23 protein-coding genes are annotated in these 18515 nt (G+C 36.7%); 13 read left to right on the top strand and 10 right to left on the bottom strand.

Annotated features, from left to right (window positions below; translation table 11 throughout):
- Nucleotides 1-5: 5 nt before the first annotated feature.
- Complete coding sequence (locus ACZ5QH_RS10415) at nucleotides 6-671, bottom strand: Rossmann-fold NAD(P)-binding domain-containing protein (protein WP_004720655.1); 666 nt, start codon at nucleotides 669-671, stop codon at nucleotides 6-8.
- A 213-nt stretch (nucleotides 672-884) separates the two neighbouring features.
- Here ACZ5QH_RS10415 and rpsT point away from each other — a divergent pair, with 213 nt between their 5' ends.
- Complete coding sequence (gene rpsT, locus ACZ5QH_RS10410) at nucleotides 885-1151, top strand: 30S ribosomal protein S20 (protein ID WP_004720657.1); 267 nt, start codon at nucleotides 885-887, stop codon at nucleotides 1149-1151.
- 153 nt (nucleotides 1152-1304) lie between these two features.
- Here rpsT and ispF read toward each other — a convergent pair whose 3' ends face one another.
- Nucleotides 1305-1796: a 2-C-methyl-D-erythritol 2,4-cyclodiphosphate synthase gene (gene ispF, locus ACZ5QH_RS10405; RefSeq protein ID WP_004720660.1), complete on the bottom strand. Its 492-nt coding sequence runs from the start codon at nucleotides 1794-1796 to the stop codon at nucleotides 1305-1307.
- A 100-nt stretch (nucleotides 1797-1896) separates the two neighbouring features.
- Between ispF and ACZ5QH_RS10400 the strand changes: the two genes are divergently transcribed.
- The 6 genes from ACZ5QH_RS10400 to ACZ5QH_RS10375 all read left to right on the top strand — a co-directional run bounded on the left by ACZ5QH_RS10400 (nucleotide 1897) and on the right by ACZ5QH_RS10375 (nucleotide 6389).
- A complete protein-coding gene (locus tag ACZ5QH_RS10400) occupies nucleotides 1897-2547 on the top strand; it encodes an A1S_1983 family putative colistin resistance protein (RefSeq protein ID WP_004720662.1) in 651 nt (216 codons plus the stop codon).
- A gap of 26 nt (nucleotides 2548-2573) precedes the next feature.
- Nucleotides 2574-3257, top strand: a complete 684-nt coding sequence (locus ACZ5QH_RS10395) for a hypothetical protein (protein WP_034610367.1) — start codon at nucleotides 2574-2576, stop codon at nucleotides 3255-3257.
- Nucleotides 3258-3304: 47 nt separating this feature from the next.
- Nucleotides 3305-3904 (top strand): hypothetical protein, encoded by a 600-nt coding sequence (locus ACZ5QH_RS10390; protein WP_034610358.1) that lies wholly within the window; start codon nucleotides 3305-3307, stop codon nucleotides 3902-3904.
- A gap of 21 nt (nucleotides 3905-3925) precedes the next feature.
- Nucleotides 3926-4567: a DUF4304 domain-containing protein gene (locus ACZ5QH_RS10385; RefSeq protein ID WP_303576150.1), complete on the top strand. Its 642-nt coding sequence runs from the start codon at nucleotides 3926-3928 to the stop codon at nucleotides 4565-4567.
- Nucleotides 4568-4765: 198 nt separating this feature from the next.
- Nucleotides 4766-5806, top strand: a complete 1041-nt coding sequence (locus ACZ5QH_RS10380; RefSeq protein ID WP_096734050.1) for an AlbA family DNA-binding domain-containing protein — start codon at nucleotides 4766-4768, stop codon at nucleotides 5804-5806.
- A 40-nt stretch (nucleotides 5807-5846) separates the two neighbouring features.
- The gene (locus ACZ5QH_RS10375; RefSeq protein WP_004821362.1) at nucleotides 5847-6389 is read left to right on the top strand and encodes a CbrC family protein; all 543 of its coding nucleotides are present in this window, start codon (nucleotides 5847-5849) and stop codon (nucleotides 6387-6389) included.
- Between the two features lie 21 nt (nucleotides 6390-6410).
- Here ACZ5QH_RS10375 and ACZ5QH_RS10370 read toward each other — a convergent pair whose 3' ends face one another.
- The 6 genes from ACZ5QH_RS10370 to ACZ5QH_RS10345 form a co-directional block, all read right to left on the bottom strand.
- Nucleotides 6411-7022 (bottom strand): GNAT family N-acetyltransferase, encoded by a 612-nt coding sequence (locus ACZ5QH_RS10370; RefSeq protein WP_303576151.1) that lies wholly within the window; start codon nucleotides 7020-7022, stop codon nucleotides 6411-6413.
- 150 nt (nucleotides 7023-7172) lie between these two features.
- Entirely contained in the window at nucleotides 7173-7781 is a 609-nt protein-coding gene (locus ACZ5QH_RS10365) for a GNAT family N-acetyltransferase (protein ID WP_004821359.1), read from the bottom strand.
- A 101-nt stretch (nucleotides 7782-7882) separates the two neighbouring features.
- Complete coding sequence (locus tag ACZ5QH_RS10360) at nucleotides 7883-8734, bottom strand: DMT family transporter (RefSeq protein ID WP_239045698.1); 852 nt, start codon at nucleotides 8732-8734, stop codon at nucleotides 7883-7885.
- Nucleotides 8735-8850: 116 nt separating this feature from the next.
- Nucleotides 8851-9888, bottom strand: coding sequence for a class II fructose-bisphosphate aldolase (gene fba / locus ACZ5QH_RS10355; RefSeq protein WP_004720677.1), 1038 nt, complete (start codon nucleotides 9886-9888; stop codon nucleotides 8851-8853).
- A gap of 128 nt (nucleotides 9889-10016) precedes the next feature.
- Nucleotides 10017-10295, bottom strand: coding sequence for a hypothetical protein (locus ACZ5QH_RS10350; protein WP_004821354.1), 279 nt, complete (start codon nucleotides 10293-10295; stop codon nucleotides 10017-10019).
- A 148-nt stretch (nucleotides 10296-10443) separates the two neighbouring features.
- Entirely contained in the window at nucleotides 10444-11631 is a 1188-nt protein-coding gene (locus ACZ5QH_RS10345; RefSeq protein ID WP_004720679.1) for a phosphoglycerate kinase, read from the bottom strand.
- 139 nt (nucleotides 11632-11770) lie between these two features.
- Between ACZ5QH_RS10345 and ACZ5QH_RS10340 the strand changes: the two genes are divergently transcribed.
- Both ACZ5QH_RS10340 and ACZ5QH_RS10335 read left to right on the top strand, forming a co-directional pair.
- Nucleotides 11771-12154, top strand: a complete 384-nt coding sequence (locus ACZ5QH_RS10340) for a DUF2237 family protein (protein WP_004720680.1) — start codon at nucleotides 11771-11773, stop codon at nucleotides 12152-12154.
- 21 nt (nucleotides 12155-12175) lie between these two features.
- Nucleotides 12176-12769 (top strand): Maf family protein, encoded by a 594-nt coding sequence (locus tag ACZ5QH_RS10335; RefSeq protein ID WP_303576232.1) that lies wholly within the window; start codon nucleotides 12176-12178, stop codon nucleotides 12767-12769.
- Between the two features lie 60 nt (nucleotides 12770-12829).
- On the opposite strand, the gene ACZ5QH_RS10330 is transcribed toward ACZ5QH_RS10335, so the two are convergent.
- Entirely contained in the window at nucleotides 12830-13600 is a 771-nt protein-coding gene (locus ACZ5QH_RS10330; protein WP_303576152.1) for a PDZ domain-containing protein, read from the bottom strand.
- A 143-nt stretch (nucleotides 13601-13743) separates the two neighbouring features.
- On the opposite strand from ACZ5QH_RS10330, the gene ACZ5QH_RS10325 reads away from it, so the two are divergent.
- Nucleotides 13744-14907 (top strand): ribosomal protein uL16 3-hydroxylase, encoded by a 1164-nt coding sequence (locus ACZ5QH_RS10325; protein WP_303576153.1) that lies wholly within the window; start codon nucleotides 13744-13746, stop codon nucleotides 14905-14907.
- Nucleotides 14908-14995: 88 nt separating this feature from the next.
- Here ACZ5QH_RS10325 and ACZ5QH_RS10320 read toward each other — a convergent pair whose 3' ends face one another.
- Complete coding sequence (locus ACZ5QH_RS10320) at nucleotides 14996-15211, bottom strand: hypothetical protein (protein ID WP_303576154.1); 216 nt, start codon at nucleotides 15209-15211, stop codon at nucleotides 14996-14998.
- 186 nt (nucleotides 15212-15397) lie between these two features.
- Here ACZ5QH_RS10320 and ACZ5QH_RS10315 point away from each other — a divergent pair, with 186 nt between their 5' ends.
- The 3 genes from ACZ5QH_RS10315 (at nucleotide 15398) to ACZ5QH_RS10305 (ending at nucleotide 18500) form a co-directional block, all read left to right on the top strand.
- Nucleotides 15398-17068 (top strand): FMN-binding glutamate synthase family protein, encoded by a 1671-nt coding sequence (locus ACZ5QH_RS10315; protein WP_303576155.1) that lies wholly within the window; start codon nucleotides 15398-15400, stop codon nucleotides 17066-17068.
- A 208-nt stretch (nucleotides 17069-17276) separates the two neighbouring features.
- The gene (locus ACZ5QH_RS10310) at nucleotides 17277-17900 is read left to right on the top strand and encodes a hypothetical protein (RefSeq protein WP_303576156.1); all 624 of its coding nucleotides are present in this window, start codon (nucleotides 17277-17279) and stop codon (nucleotides 17898-17900) included.
- Nucleotides 17901-17912: 12 nt separating this feature from the next.
- A complete protein-coding gene (locus ACZ5QH_RS10305; protein ID WP_303576157.1) occupies nucleotides 17913-18500 on the top strand; it encodes a hypothetical protein in 588 nt (195 codons plus the stop codon).
- Nucleotides 18501-18515: the final 15 nt, after the last annotated feature.

Below are 18515 nucleotides of genomic sequence, written 5' to 3'. Positions count from 1 at the left end.
CTCCATTATTTGCTATTTTGTATACGCAAATTATCATAAATTTCAATTTTTTGAGTTTGTGTTTGAGCAGCCTCGACCATAGTATGAGCCACTTGTTGTGCTGTCACTGGCTTATATTTAAAAGAATTGGGTACCAAATGCGAAAATTTACCATACAGCTTTTGCGTTACGTCTTCTAAGAATCGCTTTTCATTTCGTTCACCAAGGAGTAACGATGGGCGAATAATAGAAAAACGATATAAGTTCAACTTTTGTATATAGTCCTCAAGTTCACCTTTCACTTGATTATAAAAAATTGGCGAGCTGGCTTTTGCCCCCATCGCACTGACTAAAAGTAAATGAGTTTCAGTCATTTCAAATAAATCTGCAAAATGCGCATTGATCTCAAAATCAATATTATAGAAAGCTTCTTTAGAACCTGCCTTTTTAATGGTCGTTCCCAAACAACTGAATGCATGAGTATAACCGCTGACATCTTGATCATTGAGTAGAAGGAAGTCATCCAATACAAATTGTTCAACTTTTTTAAATTTTGAAAAGTCGGGATTTTCTCGTCGCACAACAACTGTAATTTTTTCACAATCAGTCAATAAATCGAGCTGTTCAATGAGACGCTGCCCCACTAAACCTGTTGCTCCAATCACAATCGCATTTTTTATCGAATTAGTCATTTTTTAAACAATCTCCTAGATTTATTACTAATCTAACGTTTTATTTCAAATTTTTCTTCAACAAAAATGTTGTCAAAGCATGTCAACACTTGACTTTACTGGCCTCTTTAATCACAATATGGCACTTGTTTACGGGCTGGTGATAATCCTCTGATGTGGTTTTCAGATGTGGTTTCAGCCCGCCCAGACCCATCTAATTCAAGGAGTGCACGAGTGGCAAACTCTGCTCAAGCAAAAAAACGTGCTCGTCAAAACGTTAAAGCACGTAAACACAACGCAAGCTTGCGTTCAATGGTACGTACTTATATCAAACGCACAATCGCTGCTATCGCTACTGGTGAATATGCTGCCGCAACTGAAGCTTATAAAGCTGCAGTTCCAGTTATTGACCGTATGGCGGATAAAGGTATCATCCATAAAAACAAAGCTGCTCGTCACAAGAGCCGCTTGAATGCACAAGTTAAAGCGTTAGCTAACTAATTTTTGCATGTGAAAAGAGCCCTTTAAAGGGCTTTTTTTGTAGCTAAAATTTGACTATAGCGCTTTAAAATCAGAAAACATCAAAACTTATCTACCATCGCATCAATATTTCTCAGTAGATAGATAAGTAAGAGTTCTAAACTATAAAAATAATTATTTTGCTAAATGTGAAATTAAGACTGTTGCAGTGGATAAAATACCTTCCTGACGGCCAGTAAAACCCAATTTCTCTGTGGTTGTTGCTTTAACACTAATTTGAGTCACATCAACATCTAACACATCTGCAATACTTTGACGCATTTCCAAATTGTGTTTGGCTAATTTAGGCCGTTCACATGCCACAGTAATATCAGCATTATTTAATTTATAACCACGGTCTAAAATTAATTGATAAACATGTTTTAAAAGCTTACGGCTATCCGCACCTTTAAATTCAGCATCTGTGTCTGGGAAATGCTGTCCAATATCCCCTAAAGCCAATGCACCCAATAAAGCATCACATAATGCGTGTAATACGACATCACCATCTGAATGTGCTTTTAAACCATGCGTATGTGGAATTTGAACGCCTGCCAAAGTTACAAAATCACCTTCTTCAAAAGCATGTACATCCATTCCCTGCCCAATACGAATCGGTATGATCATTCTTAGCTCCTTTTGCAGTTTTTAAAATTTAAAAATCTTGTATTCGTACTTTCTCTTTCGCTATAGTACGTATGCAAACATTGTGAAAGTATAAGCGATCATGCTGTTGAATACAGAATTTAATCAAATTAAAACACTCTTGTCTGGTCTCATTTTGAGCTGTATCAGTACATCAGCTGTTTACGCCCTGCCTCTTGACTGTAAGCACCAAGATTCATCACTTTTAAAAAAGTTATGTGGTTCGCAGTATAGTGAACTACGCGCTCAATTAAATGAGAGCTATCTCACTGCATATCTGGTCACAGATGCACCAATACGCTTAATCAATGATACGCATCGTTTGTGGCTCAACCGTTTAAGTCAGTGTAAAAGCAACGATTGTTTTAAACAACAGTTCGATATTCGCCTAGAAGACTTAAATTTTTACACCTCAATGAATCAAAGTTTAACCCAACATTTCATCAAATATGAACATGGTAAAATTTCGAAGCAACCCGCCCATTTACAAATCCATCAACTGACTAAAGATCGGATTAAAGTTGAAGGCATCGCCTACCGAAATCCCAATAACCGTAAAGATAGTCAAATTGTCTCATTGTTGGCTTACACCACGCCTGAAAAAAAGAATCAAATTTTAGACAATGAACATGACTGTAAATATGTGCTTAATTTCCAAAAAGCAATTTTGTCTGTGACGACAACACAAAAAGGCTGTGAGCGCTTTACTGGAATTTACCGTTTATATGATTAAGATTTATCATTAAATTTGGCAAAATCATGAATATAAAACTAGCGTTAAGTGAAGAAAGATTAAAAATATTATCTGAATGTATGCAGAATTATGATGTGGGTGCTGATACAGATGAATGGCCTAACAATATCATTTCGCGCTTTACCAGCGTTTATAATGATGGGTCTATTTCAAAGCACAATATCCCATTGCAGCATGAAATTGATTCCGATGAATTAAAACTTTGTCAAAAATTGAGCGCTGAAATCACCAATATCATGGCAAATGTTGAAGTTGGCATGGGTTCAAACTCGGGGGATTATTTTCAAGATTTTTATATCATGCATTCACACAACTCAGCTAGCCAAAAAATTACGCCTCAACTGATTCAACAATACTTTGCCAATACTATTTTTCCTTTGGCGAACATTACGACTGAACCGCTTACAACCAATACACAGTGGTGGAAAGAAGTAGAACAAGATGGTGAAGAATCTCCAGCAGAATATTTTCAGCCTTGGCACAAGATGATGGATTGGTTTGCAGCACAACACGATTTTATCGACTGTGCATTTGTTCGGATTGGTGACTCAGCACTTTTAGAACAAATCAATTCTGATGATTACCCGAAAGGAACAATCATTACAGGTTGTGTCTTACCTCGACTTGCATTGGGCTTAACCCAGAAGAGCAGCTTGGTTGGAATCTTTGGATATGTTGTACACAGTTAAGATCTAACGCCCCCAGAGCTAAAATAGAAATAAAATAAGGTATAAACATGACTCAACTGTTAATTTTAGACCAAATCTCACAACACCTTGATCAAACCTCTTTTGGCGGTCTTCCTGTTAAAACGATTGGCTTACAGGTTGAATGGCCTCACTGCACAAATTGTAATGGTGCAATGCAATACCTTGGCAAAGTAAAAACTGATCTCGGTTTAGAACTGATCTTTATGTGTAGCCAAGATCCAGGTATGTGTGATGACTGGGATGCAGACGTTGGTGGCAATAAAGTGATTGTCATTACAGAGGTTCAATCTCTCGAAAAATTCCACCCGTTAGAACCTGAAAATACCTTACGTGAAGCGGAATATGGCGCCAAGATTTTCCAAGATTCGCAAGTAGAATATTCACAATCACGTGAACTTTGGCAAGGGCCCAAGAGAGAAATTTTAGGTCAGCTTTCTGGCCAAGCTGAGTGGCTGCAAAATGATGAAACACCGGAATGTGATTGCTGCCAAAAGCCTATGCGCTTTGTTGCTCAACTAGAGACTGGACCTGATCATAGAACTGAGATGAATTTTGGTGGAGGAGGTTCCGCCTACCTATTCGATTGCCCTCAGGGTAAAACTGCTAAATTTCTATGGCAATGCTAGCTTCCACCATGGATATATCTAATGGATAAAAAAGTCATTTCCAAACTATTACAACATCAGTTTTATCCCATTTTAAAAGCACAAGGCTTTATAAAAAAAGGCGATGTATTTAGGCAGGTTGAGGGAGAAGTTATTCGAATCGTCGATATACAACACTCTATTAAAAGACATTGTTTCCAAGTTAATCTCGGTATTCACCTTATCCCATTAGGTGAATATGTTATGCGATGTACAGGTAAAGCTTTAGATATTGAAAAAATGCGTGATTATGATTGTGCATGGCGTAGTTCGATCCTACCTTATTTAATCAATGATCATGACAACGATTGGTCATATACCTCAAATGAACAAGATGCTAACGAAATGGTGCAATTTCTAGTATCTGAGTGGAATCGTCAAAGCCAAAATTTCTTTAATGGATTGGCACATTGGCCTGAAGATTTTCTCAAGAAAGCGCATCAGGCCTGTATAAATCCCTTACATCCCGCACATATGTGTACCCTCTGCTATGTAGCTGGTGCTGCTGGTGATTTACAATTGGTCAAGAGGCTCGCTGAGATTGCAATTGAAGCGGTTCCTGAACGAGCCACCTCATTAAAAGAACGGTTGGCATCATTTATCCAAGATCCAAGTTCGGCGATTCCGCAAATTATCGATGAATGACGAAATGAAGCTGTCAAATGCGCTATTCACCAAATTGAAATATTTGTTATATTTTCTAACAACTTTCACGATCCGATTTAAAGTTTTACGCTTTATTTCCTGACTTAATTAACTTATAAATAACTATATATAAATAGTCTGATGACATATTTGTTGTAAATACCGAACACCAAACAATAGAGGATCAAAGGTGTTGCTATGGATTTGAACATGTATCTCACCAATAAATTTAAGAATTTTAATGAGTTTCTAGAAACGCATTGGCATGACTACCCCAATAAATACAAAGAAATCCAAACACTGCTGTTTTTTCAAGCCTATACCACTAAGCCACTTTCTGAGAAATTTGAAATCAATATTGATCAGGCCTTAAAGTATCCAACCTTAAGATATTACTTTCAACAGATTGAAAAATATATCCATATACCGCCCAAGCAACTGTTTCCTAACTCATTTCATCGCCCTTATGAACATATTTTAAATGAGTTTAAATATTTAAGCTTTTACCAAGAAGCTTTTGAATTTCACAAAAATTTAGAAAAAATAAGAAATACCTTTAATAAAATTTCCATTCCAATTGCCAGTCATGCTATTTACACAGAAATTTTACAATATCTCAATTTGAGCTTTGAATACCTTGCTGATCCCAACTTAGCCAATGAGTTAAAGATTAAATTAATTTACCAATGGCAAGATATTCATAATTTAGAAACTGTTGCCGCATATAAATCATTAGAAAAAATTAAGACCACACTCAATCATTATCGGCAAAATTCCTGTTCAGAGTACTATTTTAATTTAATTCAACTGGGTGAAAATCAACGGATTGAATTTAAAGAACGTACCACAGACCTATTAACCAACCGCAAATCAGATAAATGGGTCAAAGCGTGCTTTGCATTTATGAATACCCGCAATGGCTATGTCTTTATAGGCGTTGCTGATGATTTAACCATTGTAGGGATTGAAAATGAACTTGCGGAACACTTTAATAATTCACTCGACTTAATGAAGCGGAGTTTGATTGATAAACTGGCGCACGAAAGTAACAAAATTTCAAATATTTATACCACACTAGAAGAAATACAGATTCAAGGAAAAACCATATTGGTCTTTAAATGTAATAAATCGGACCGTCCGTTATATTACAAAGGCGAATTGTTTATGCGCACCAATGGACAAACAACACGTGTTCCACCTGAACTGATTGAAAGTTTTCGTGTAGAATTTTATTGTTAGCATTCAATAGTTAAAATCTCTACCTAGAAGAATCAAAAATATGAATTATCCTCAGTTTAAATATCATCCCAATGCATACAAACTTGATCTGTTTGAAAAAGAAGATGGCATTTGTTCAATTTGCAATCAACAACGCGATTTAAAGTACGTATGTTCTTTCTATAGCATAGATGAACCCGATTATATCTGTCCGTGGTGTATTGCCAATGGTGCAGCAGCGCAAAAATATGATGGAGAATACAATGACTACTGTGGCATTGAAGGTGTTTCTTCAAACCCAAATGATCCATCCGAAAAAATCAACCCTGAATTTTTAGATGAAATCTGCTTAAAAACGCCAAGTTATCATAGTTGGCAACAAGAAGTTTGGCTGGTGCATTGCAATGAACCATGTCAGTTTATCGCTTATGCGGATAGTGAAATGCTTAAACCAATTTGGGATGAGGTCAAAGCCGATATCGAAGAAAATGGTTATCCAGTAGAGCTTATCCAAGATCACCTCAGTATCGACGGTGATTTAACAGGCTATCTATTTCAATGCATTCATTGCCAACAACATCGTTTGCATATAGATTGTAGTTAAATAATGATTAAAACTTATAGGTCAAACCTTATAGCTTTGGCTAAGTAACTGGCTTAAATGCTGTTTAATGCCCTGCCATTCATCTTTGATTATGCTATATATAACAGTATCGCGGACAGTTCCATCTTTTCGTAGCGCATCTTGACGTAACACACCATCATAATGCGCACCTAGACGCTCAATAGCACGTTGACTTTTAATATTGCGAATATCCGTCCTTAATACAACCGAGTTAGCTTGTAGTTTTTCAAATGCATACTCAAGCAACAATAACTTACAACTGGTATTGATATGACTGCGTTGTGCTGATTGTGCATACCATGTATAGCCAATCTCAACACGGCGCACCTCCCAAATAAAATCACGAAAACTGGTGGTTCCTACAATACGACCATTTCGCTGATTTAAAACAACAAAAGGTACGCGTATTCCCATAGATTTTTGTTCAAGTGCCTTGGCAATATAAGCCTTGATCTGAGAATAATGTGGAACCGATGTATGTTCCAATTCCCACAAGCGGCCATCTTTACATACCTCAACTAAAGCATTTTCATGTTCTATTTGTAGTGGTAAAAGCTGCACTTGATGGGTTTGTAATGATGTATAAAGCGTTGAAAAGATATCTTGATTCATAGCAATTACACCAATGTAAAGAATGCTCCTCCATTGTCCGCTATGTTTTTGAAAGTTTTATGATCAAAATATGAAATCACCATGACGATCTTTCAAATGATTTCAAAGACATTTGCATGCCCTTGAATCGAATATAATTCAACAAAATAGTTATTTTTTATAGTGTGCCAGCATGTCTTGTAAATGTGCTTTTACATTGTTCCACTCACCTTGCGCAATACTGTACAACACCGTATCTCGAATCGTACCATCTTTACGCATTTGATCACCCCGAATAATGCCATCTTTTTTAGCACCTAAACGTTCAATGGCTTTTTGGCTTTTAAAATTAAATTGATCAGTCCGCAACGCCACGGTATTGGCTTGAAGTTGTTCAAAAGCGAACCCTAATAGCAATAGTTTACAGCTAGTATTGACATGGGTCCGTTGTGCCGATTGTGCATACCATGTATAGCCAATTTCAAAACGTTTTACGTTTAATAAAATATCGTGATAACTGGTCGTTCCCAAGACTTTCCCTGAACTTTGCTCTATGACAACAAAGGGATAACGGCTGCCCTGTGCTTTTTGGATTAATGCTTTTTCAATATAATTTTTAACTTCTGTGTAATGTGGTGTAGAGGTAATTCGTAAATTCCACAATTCACCATCACGACACGCTTCAGCGAGTCCTTGCTCGTGTTCAAAAGACAGTGGTACTAAGCGAATATTATTTAGTTGTAAATCTAAATGAATAAATAATTGTTCAAATGCATCCATCTCATATCCACCAAGTTAATCTATAAAGTTGCCGTTTGATGTCATTGTAAAGTGATCAGCATCAATCGTATTAACAACGAAGCTTTCTTACTGTTAAGCCATTATATTGCCAAGGCTAAACATACCACTCCAGCCAAACCTAAAACCAGTCCTAGAGCGGTAATCACTTTAAGCTTTTCTTTAAAAATTAACAGCCCTGCAATGACCCCAAATAACACCACAAGGATATTCATCCCTGCAAAAACAATGGCTGGAGAATCTTTTAATAAAATATGCGCTTTGACATATAAAGCAATATTGGCAAAATTTATGATCCCCAAGGCCAAACCCGCAACACAGTTCTGAAGCTTCCACTGAGTTTTTCGAATTAGCAAGTAACCGACAGATAATAGGAATGAACAGATAAACATCAAGGTTAATGTAACTGGAAACTGTAAGCCCAGACTGGTTGTATATTTCAATAAAACATCAACCAAAGCATAACCTACCCAAACACTGAGTAAATAAAGGATCCCTTTCTGATTGAGGGATGAATTTGATGAACTCGACTGGGAAAGTACAATACATAAAACTGCCACGATACCCAAACCGATACCAAGCATTTTTAATTGGTTAAATTGTTCTTGGAATAAAAAATATGCAGCCAATAATGATAAAACCACAGATAATCGCTGTGCAATTTCAGTTTTTAAAATTCCTGCACTATGTAATGATTTTGCTAGACATAAAAAAATACTGGGTAATACAACGCCTAAACCAAGAATCAACCACCATGGTGTATTTGAGATTGAAATATGGGCCAAATCAGGCTTAAACCAAATATAGCTCAATACACTGGCGATTGCGTAATTCCAAGCAATCATTTGCAATGCATCAAAACCTTTTTGTTTGGTCCATTTTAAAAGCATTGAAACCAGCACACTACAAAGTGCTGCTGAAAATATGAGTTCCATAATTTACTTCTTATCTCACCAATCATTGCAAAATTTATGCGGAACCGCGTTCCTATGATTCAAGAAAAAGCCCACTAGTATGAGTGGGCTTTTAGGTGATCAACAACCATCAAAGATTATTTATAACGATCAACCATTTTTTCTAAAGAAATTGGGCGAATCTTGTCTGCATTGCCCGCAGTACCAAATGCTGTATAACGATCTACACAGATTTGTTTCATTGCTTCAACAGTTTCACCGAAGAATTTACGTGGGTCAAATTCACTTGGTTTTTCAGCCATCATACGGCGCATTGCACCTGTAGATGCTAAACGTAAATCTGTATCGATGTTGATTTTACGTACACCATGCTTGATTGCTTCAACCAACTGCTCAACTGGAACACCATAAGTTTCTTTGATGTCACCACCATATTGGTTAATAATCGCTAACCATTCTTGTGGTACTGAGCTTGAACCATGCATAACAAGATGAGTATTTGGAAGTGCCGCATGAATTTCTTTAATACGGTCAATTGCCAAGATATCGCCTGTAGGTGGGCGAGTAAACTTGTACGCACCATGAGAAGTACCTACTGCAATTGCTAAAGCATCAACATTGGTATCTGCAACGAATTGGCGAGCTTCTTCAACAGAAGTGAGAAGTTGAGAATGATCAAGTACACCTTCTGCACCAACACCATCTTCTTCACCAGCCAAACCTGTTTCAAGACTACCCAAACAGCCAATTTCGCCTTCTACAGAAACACCACATGCATGTGCCATTTCAACAGTACGACGTGTTACATCAACGTTATATTCATAAGACGTTGGTGTTTTACCGTCTGCACCTAAAGAACCATCCATCATTACAGATGAAAATCCAAGCTGGATCGAACGTTGACAAACATCTGGGCTTGTACCGTGATCTTGATGCATTACCACTGGAATATGTGGCCATTCTTCAATTGCAGCTAAAATTAAATGACGTAAAAATGGAGCACCTGCATATTTTCGTGCACCAGCAGAAGCTTGCACAATTACAGGTGAATTTGTTGCGTCAGCGGCTAACATAATTGCGCGCATTTGTTCTAAGTTGTTCACATTAAACGCTGGAACGCCGTAACTATGTTCACCGGCATGATCCAAGAGTTGGCGCAATGAGATAAGAGCCATAATATCCTCCCAAGTAATGCCCCATATTCTACATGTTGCTTTATTTCAATTCAGCAACAATATTGACTATTTCATAAAAAATCCCCGCGTTTGCAGGGACTTTTAACAAATAACAACATTTAAAAAGATTATTGAGCTTTAGGTGCTTCTTCTTCAGTCGCTGGCGTAGCCGCATCTGCTGGAGCATTTGCTTTTTCAGCAGCTACATCTGTATTTTTTTCATCCAAAACAGGCTGATCAAGCGCATCAATCACAGCTTGTTGTTCTGCAGATGTGTTTGCTGATTCTGCTGAAGCAGCTTCAGAAGAAGATGTTTGTTCTGAGGCTGGTGCTTTTTCTTGTTTAGAACATGCAGTAAATGCCAAAGGAGCAATAAGAAGTGCTGCAAGTGTAAATTTAAATTTCATCACATTTCCCAGTGTTGGTGATTGGATTTGAACTATTTTATTGCAGTTATATTTCATTTTTATTACTTTACAATGAATCTCTCAGATAAAAAAGGCTGACACGAGGTCAGCCTTTCATATAAACGTCACAATTAAAATAATTTTTCAATTAAGCACGTTCAAGCAATACCGCTACAGCAGGAAGTGTTTTGCCTTCAACAAACTCAAGGAATGCACCGCCACCAGTTGAAATATAACCAATTTTGTCTGCAACTTGGTATTTATCAATCGCTGCCAAAGTATCACCACCACCAGCAATAGAGAACCCTTCAGATTCTGCAATCGCCAAAGAAAGTGTTTTTGTACCTTCGCCAAATTGATCCACTTCAAACACGCCAACTGGGCCATTCCAAAGGATCGTTTTAGACGTTTTTAAGATTTCAGCAAAAGCTTTCGCAGTTTCAGGACCGACATCCAAGATCATGTCATTGTCTGCTACATCTTCAACTTTTTTTACTGTTGCTTTTGCATTTGCCAATGAACCTAAGAAATCTGCAAAGTCGATTGCAGAAGCATCTGCCACAACAACATCGGTTGGAAGTGGAACAGATACTTTTGCCGCAATCGCTTTCGCTGTGTCAATCAAATCATGTTCACACAATGATTTACCGACATTGAAGCCAGCTGCAGCTAAGAATGTATTGGCAATACCACCACCAACAATCAATTGATCACAAATATCAGAAAGCGAAGTTAAAACATCAAGTTTAGTAGAAACTTTAGAACCAGCAACAATTGCAACCATTGGTTTTTCAGGTGTTTGCAACGCACGACCTAAAGCATCTAATTCAGCTGCAAGCAAAGGGCCCGCTGCTGCAACTTTTGCTAAGCGTGCTACGCCTTCAGTTGATGCTTCTGCACGATGTGCTGTACCAAATGCGTCCATCACAAATACATCACAAAGCGCTGCATATTTTGCTGAAAGTTCAGCATTATTTTTCTTTTCACCCACATTGAAACGACAGTTTTCAAGTAATACCACTTGCCCTGCTGCAACTTCAACACCATCTAAATAATCTGTAAATAATTTAACGTCTTGACCAAGTGCCTCAGTTAAATAAGCTGCTACAGGAGCTAATGATTGTTCCGCTTTTGGCTCACCTTCAACGGGACGACCAAGATGAGAATACACCATGACCGCAGCACCTTTCTCAAGTGCCAATTTAATTGTCGGTAATGCAGCACGTAAACGTGCATCACTTGTAATCACACCATTTTTAACAGGTACGTTTAAGTCTTCACGAATAAGTACACGCTTGCCTGCTAAATCGAGGTCAGTCATACGCTGAAAATTCATGTATAGCTCTCTTATAGATATTAAAAATCGCGTAGATTCTAAATGATTACACAAAAAAAGGTTAGATACTTTTGTAGAAAAGCTGTAGAAAAGTTGAGATTTGATTATTATAGGGCGAACTTTTAAATTCTATACGCTTATGTCTTTTCATCCCGATCCTAAAATCAATGGTTTAAATGTCTTAGGTGAACCTTTAGCAAGTTGTTGTTTTTCTCCAATCACAGGTTATTTTCGTAATGGTTTCTGCCATACAGCAACAACCGACCTCGGCCAGCACACTGTATGCGCTGAAATGACTTCAGAATTTTTAAATTTTTCACAAAAAGTGGGAAATGACCTAATTACACCGCTGCCAGAACACGGCTTTCCGGGACTACAACCTGGTGATTTTTGGTGTTTATGTGTGACGCGTTGGGTTGAGGCCTATCAAAACGATATGGCACCTCGTGTAAAACTACAAGCCTGTCATCAAGCTGTTTTGGCGTATGTTCCCTTAGATCTCTTGATGGAATATGCAGTATAACTAGGCATGAATTATTCAAAGATGAATCACCCTGAAATTATTTTGGCTTCATCCAGCCAAACCCGTAAAGATTTAATGAATCGTTTGCGCTTAGACTATCATTGTATCTCTCCTGAAATCGATGAATCACCACAGGGTGAGTCTCATGCCGATGACTTGGCTAAGCGCTTGGCTTTTGAAAAAGCCCAAGTCATTGCACAAGATCATCCAAATGCAATTGTGATTGGGTCAGATCAGGTGGCTTGGCGTGAACATGCACCACAAGATTTTATTGGTAAACCTCTATCTGTAGAAAAAGCCATTCAACAGCTACAAGCCAATTCAGGCAAAAATGTCTTTTTTAGTACTGCCTTAAGTGTGCAACATTTGGCTTCTGGTTTTGAACAAACCTTAGTTGAGCATTATCATGTGAAATTTCGTGACTTAACTTTGGCTGAAATTGAGCGTTATATCGAAATTGATCAACCTCTGCATTGTGCGGGTAGCTTTAAGTGTGAAAGTCTTGGTATTAGTTTATTTGAGCAAATGATTGGGCAAGACCAAACCACTTTGATGGGTATGCCAATGATTCAGTTATGTGGAATTTTAAGGGAGTTGGGAATTCAACTGCCTTAGTTTGCTATGGATTTGAAGGTGAAAGTATTTTTGATATTTACCTTCATGTTCAATCTAATGTTAATTTATAGCAATTATTTTATTCATTTTTTGCCCTTTACGTAGAATCTGTAGGGTAATAAAACCGCTTTTCAAGCTATTTGAGGACTCAACAAAACTATTCACATTCATAATATCGTCATTACCTATTTTAATAATTATATCATTTTCTTGAATTTGGCCATCAGCTGGAGTATTTTTCTTTATAAACATTGCTTTTACCCCAGTTTGCAATCCATTATTTGACTTGTCAATATCTGACAAATTGACTGGATATATTCCCATTCTAGAATTAAAAAAAATTAAATAATTAACGTTATATTTGGTGGTACTAGAAGTTCTAGTAAAAGCTCCCATATAGGTCCCATCCATATTATCTTGATTTAAACTATTGTTAAAAACATTATTACTTTTATTGGAACCAGCCATACGAGGAATTGCGTGAACAGTTTTACTTTGAAATATACTTGAACCCTGATTTTCACTACTAAATAAAATTAGCTCTGCTCTTATCTTTTTAGCATTATCGTTCATTCGCTCTACAACTTTTTTATAATCATAGTCACCTGTATTTTCTTTAAAAACTTCAGACTTAATAGATATATAGCCCTCTTCTAATAATTCTTTAAAACTTTTATCAAAATCATCTGATTTTATTATTCTAATTTTTTTGCTATAAGTATATTTATTCTGCATTTTAAAGGCATTACTTACGTTTTGTTCTGCGTAACTAATGCTAAATACATTTACAATCAAACATAAAACTAGGTATAATCCTTTAATTTTTAACATTTTTTAAATTTATATAAAGTAATTTAAGATTGATTCATTATAATCTAAATTTAAAAATTATGGTTTAGAAATCAACTTGCACCCTTTTACTTAACATAAGACAATAGCCACATTATAGATTCAAATTTGCTTAGGCTATTTTCATGTCCCTACCTTTAGATGTTCTTGGCGGAATTACTGCTGAACAATTCCTCTCAGAATACTGGCAAAAAAAACCTTTATTGGTTCGTAATGCTTTACCTGAAATTGCCAATATCCTTGTTCCAAATGATGTCATGGAGCTTGCTCTGGATGAAAACATCACAGCACGCCTAATTAAACAAAAAGACAAAGATCCAAATCAATGGTCAGTAAAATCATCACCACTCATCAAAGGTGATTTTCAAAAAATGCCAAAACTTTGGACCTTATTGATTCAAGCTGTAGATCACTATTCATTTGATTTAGCAGAGCTTTGGAAGAAATTTCCTTTTATTCCACAGTGGCGTCGTGATGACATTATGGTCTCTTATGCTGCTAAAGGTGGTTCTGTAGGTCAGCATTTTGACTTTTATGATGTATTTCTTGTACAAGGTTATGGACACCGTCGTTGGCAACTTGGACAAATGTGTGATGCTGAATCTGAATTTGTTGAAGGGCAGCCGTTAAAGCTACTTCCAGAAATGGAGATCAATTTTGATGAAGTTTTAGCGCCAGGCGATTTACTTTATGTCCCACCAGGATTGTCACATTATGGTGTAGCGGAAGACGATTGTCTAACCTACTCTTTTGGTTTCCGTATGCCGAATATTGCCGACATGATGGATCGTGTCAGCGATAAATTTGTCGAAGATCAAAACCTACGTAATCCGCTTCTCGACATCTTACGGAATAAACAAAACTCGATTGGGCAAGTAACACAAGCTGAACTCGATTATTTAAAAACTGAATTGTTGGCAAAATTAAATAATTCTAAAGTGTTAGAAGATGCCATTATGAGTCTAATGGCTGAAGCAAAGTACCCTGAAAATATTCCAGATGTTGAAGCGATTGGCACTGGAGATTTAGAAGAAGTTCTTGAACAAGGCTATTTACTACAAATTGAGCCAGCCTCTCGATTAATTTATCTTCAACAGGATCATGAATTATTATTCTGGGCAAATGGTGAATCGATCTGTATTTCTGAACAATTTGCACCCCATTTAAAGCAGATTGCAGATGGACAAAGTGTCAAACTCAATCATGAATTGTCTGATGGTGAAATATTAGAAGACATTGCTGGATTGTTGAATGAATCTATCTTGATGCTTGTTCCAACTGACGAATAAAATTCGCAATCTAACTCTAACAATGTAACGCTTAAATAAAGCCTGAAAATTCAGGCTTTATTTCTATCAATTTACTTTCAGCATAACTTTAAGAAATAACTCGCTCATCCTTGCTTAAGCTGATATTTGAGTGAGCTTGAGAATTTAACTGATGCTTTAATGTCTCGTTTTCCTGCTTTAGATTTTTTATTTTAAAAAACTGGAAGAACAGCCCGATATAAGCAATAACAACGATCACAGAAACATAAATGGCTAAAAAACTGATACTGGGGTTTAACAATTTTGTCAGAAACTCTTCAAACATTTTCGATTCCTTTTTGTTTTCATCGCATATTGAATAAATATTTCAGTTAAATTAACTCAAATTGTTTAGAAAATAAATCATTCAATTATTAATCTAGAACCATTCTCAAGTCTAACAAATCATTACTTGAGCTTTTTCATCAATTTGGGCAATTTAGCGCTATATAAAGAATGAGATATTTACTTCATGGCAAGTCCTGCTCAAGCAATTCGACATCAACTTCTCAATACTTTTTTCTCCCGTTATTCCGTTTGGTTCCTTTGTATATTTGTATCTTTATATTTGACTTGGATTATTTTCTTTAACGAAGGTCATTATATTTATTACTTTTTTTCAGATACTGTACTGAATTTAGCTTGGATTATTTCATCCATATTGGCCGCAATTGGCTTTGCCGATATCATCCAAACACAGCATTCTATTTTAAGAAATTACCCTTTAATGGGACATTTCCGATTTTTCTTTGAAGATATACGTCCTGAAATTCGTCAATATTTCATTGAATCTGATGATGATGCCTTACCTTTTTCACGTGCACAAAGAAGCTTAGTTTACCAACGTGCTAAAAATGAAAATGCAGATAAGCCTTTTGGTTCAATTATTGATGTCTATCAAGATGACTATCGTTTTTTAACCCATTCGATGACACCCAAAACACCTGCTGATTTTAATACATTTAGAATTAGTATTGGTAATGATCAGTGCTCACAACCTTATAGCGCTTCGATCATGAATATCTCAGCAATGAGCTTTGGTAGTTTGAGTGCAAATGCCATTCTTGCTTTAAATACTGGTGCAAAAAAAGGCAACTTTTATCATGACACAGGTGAAGGTAGCTTAAGTCCTTATCACCTTGAACCAGGTGGTGATATTGTTTGGGAAATTGCCAGTGGCTATTTTGGTTGCCGTACTTTAGATGGTAAGTTTGATCCTGAAAAATTTAAGCAACAAGCGGCTTTGCCTCAGATCAAAATGATCGAAATCAAACTATCACAAGGGGCAAAACCAGGGCACGGCGGTATTCTTCCTAAAGATAAAATCACCAAAGAAATTGCCGAAATACGCGGGGTTTCTATGGACGTGGATTGTATTTCTCCAGCAACCCATTCTGCTTTTAGCAACCCTATTGAAATGATGCATTTTATTCAGCAATTACGTGAGCTATCCAACGGTAAACCGGTTGGTTTTAAATTATGTATCGGGCAACCTTGGCAATTTATGAGCATTGTAAAAGCCATGCTGCTGACCAAAATCACTCCAGATTTTATCGTGGTTGATGGTTCAGAGGGCGGTACAGGTGCTGCCCCTATTGAACTGATTGATCATATGGGTACGCCTTTACGTGAAGGCCTGCTATTTGTAAACAATACCTTAATTGGCGCAGGTTTACGTTCGCAAATTAAGATTGGTACAAGTGGTAAAATTATCAGTGCCTTTGATATTGCCAGTACGATGGCTATGGGTGCCGACTGGGTCAATTCTGCACGTGGCTTTATGTTTGCGGTGGGTTGTATCCAAGCACAAAGTTGTCATACCAACCAATGTCCTGTTGGCGTTGCAACCCAGAACAAAGAACGTCAAAAAGCGCTTGATGTGCCATCTAAAGCAGACCGTGTGTTTAGTTTCCAAAAAAACACCTTAAAAGCGCTTGCGGAAATGATTGCTGCAGCTGGCTTACAACATCCTGCTGAGATTAAAGCACATCATTTGGCACAACGAATCAATGACCGTGAAATCAAAAACTATGCTCAATTGCACTTTTGGATGAAAGACGGCGAATTGCTCAGTTGTGAAAATAAAGATGAAGAAAACTTCTATTTTAGAATGTGGAACTTAGCAACTGCTGAACATTTCTAATTATTTGCAAGCGAAATTTCATTAAGGAGATCATCATGATCTCCTTTTTTATATCTAGCATTTATATAGTTAAAAGAAGCCTAATCTTCTGTTTTTGATTCTTCCGCATTTTTTAAGTTTATATTGGCTTTTATTTTTACTCAAACACCATTTTAATCTAAAGAATATTTAAGCAAGATATCATAAAACACATCAAGAATATTTGCGGATGAAATTTCTGAAACACATAACCGCCACCACTATCCTTACAACGTCATTACATTGTTATGCAACTGTCGGTGGTGGACAAACAATAGAAGTATTAGGTTATGAAGCAAAACAACAAAAACTTTATCTGTTAAGACACTATGAAGATGAGCGTGGGCGCTTGCCACAGTTATACTATTATCAGCTCAACAGTAAAACACCTGACAAGTTGATTGAAGTACAATCGTTATATATCAATCCCAAAACGCATCAAATTGACTATGATCAAGATGCTATCCAGTTTGAAAAAGATCTAAACAAAATTAAAAAGCGTTTAACACCGTTACTTATAGGAAATGCCAATACAGCAAAAATTCAAGTGGTGCAAAATCAAACTCATTACGTCCCTGCTTGGCATGATCAATCCCAAAAGATTCCTCAATATAAAACCATATACAAAGTTACAACAGCTTCTTTAAAAAGCAAAAACCAACAAGCTATACAGTATGCTAAAACAATAAAAATCACTCAGAACTATGTCGTGCCAAATCAGAATAAGCTGCTGATTGTGGTTAAATATTTCGGCATTCCAGAAGAAACAGGCTATGATGTTGAAGATGCTGTTTTGCTCTTACCAATACAATAATGAGGATAAATCGTGTTAAAAATAATCACATCAACGCTCTTATTCAGTTTTAGCGCTCTCGCTTTTGCAAAAAGTTATAGCAATATTTCACTTGAAGTCCTCGGCTATGATTCAGATAAAAAAGCGGTTTTAATTCTTGAAAATTCAGCAAGCTATGACATTCCAAGAGTTTATCGCTATTCACTGAGTGAAAAACGCTATGATCTGCTCAAATATGATGAAAATTTTACAGGTATTACAGATCAACAAAGCTTTCAGCAAAAACTTTCAAGCATAAAGGCTCAGCTCAAACCGCTAAAAAAAATCGCGCTTCAAGACTTTAACATTAATCTACTCGAACAAAGACCATCTGATACTCAAAGCTCTGACTCATTTAAAACAATTTATGGCTCGATATTTACAATATCCAGTCCGCAATATCAAAGTATTCAACAGAATTTAACCAGTTACAGTCCAGAAATTAAACTTAAACAGGCTTTTGAACTGCCAAAAAACAAAGGGGCGCTGATTACTTTTGAATCACTCAGCTTACCTTTTGATGAAGGATATAGCCGTGAAGAAGCTGTTGTTTTATTTCCTACCGGTCAACTTCCCCAATAAATAAAGCCTCTTAGG

This window comes from Acinetobacter sp. Ac8 (assembly GCF_055392545.1).
This window is presented reverse-complemented; position numbering and strand designations above follow the sequence as displayed.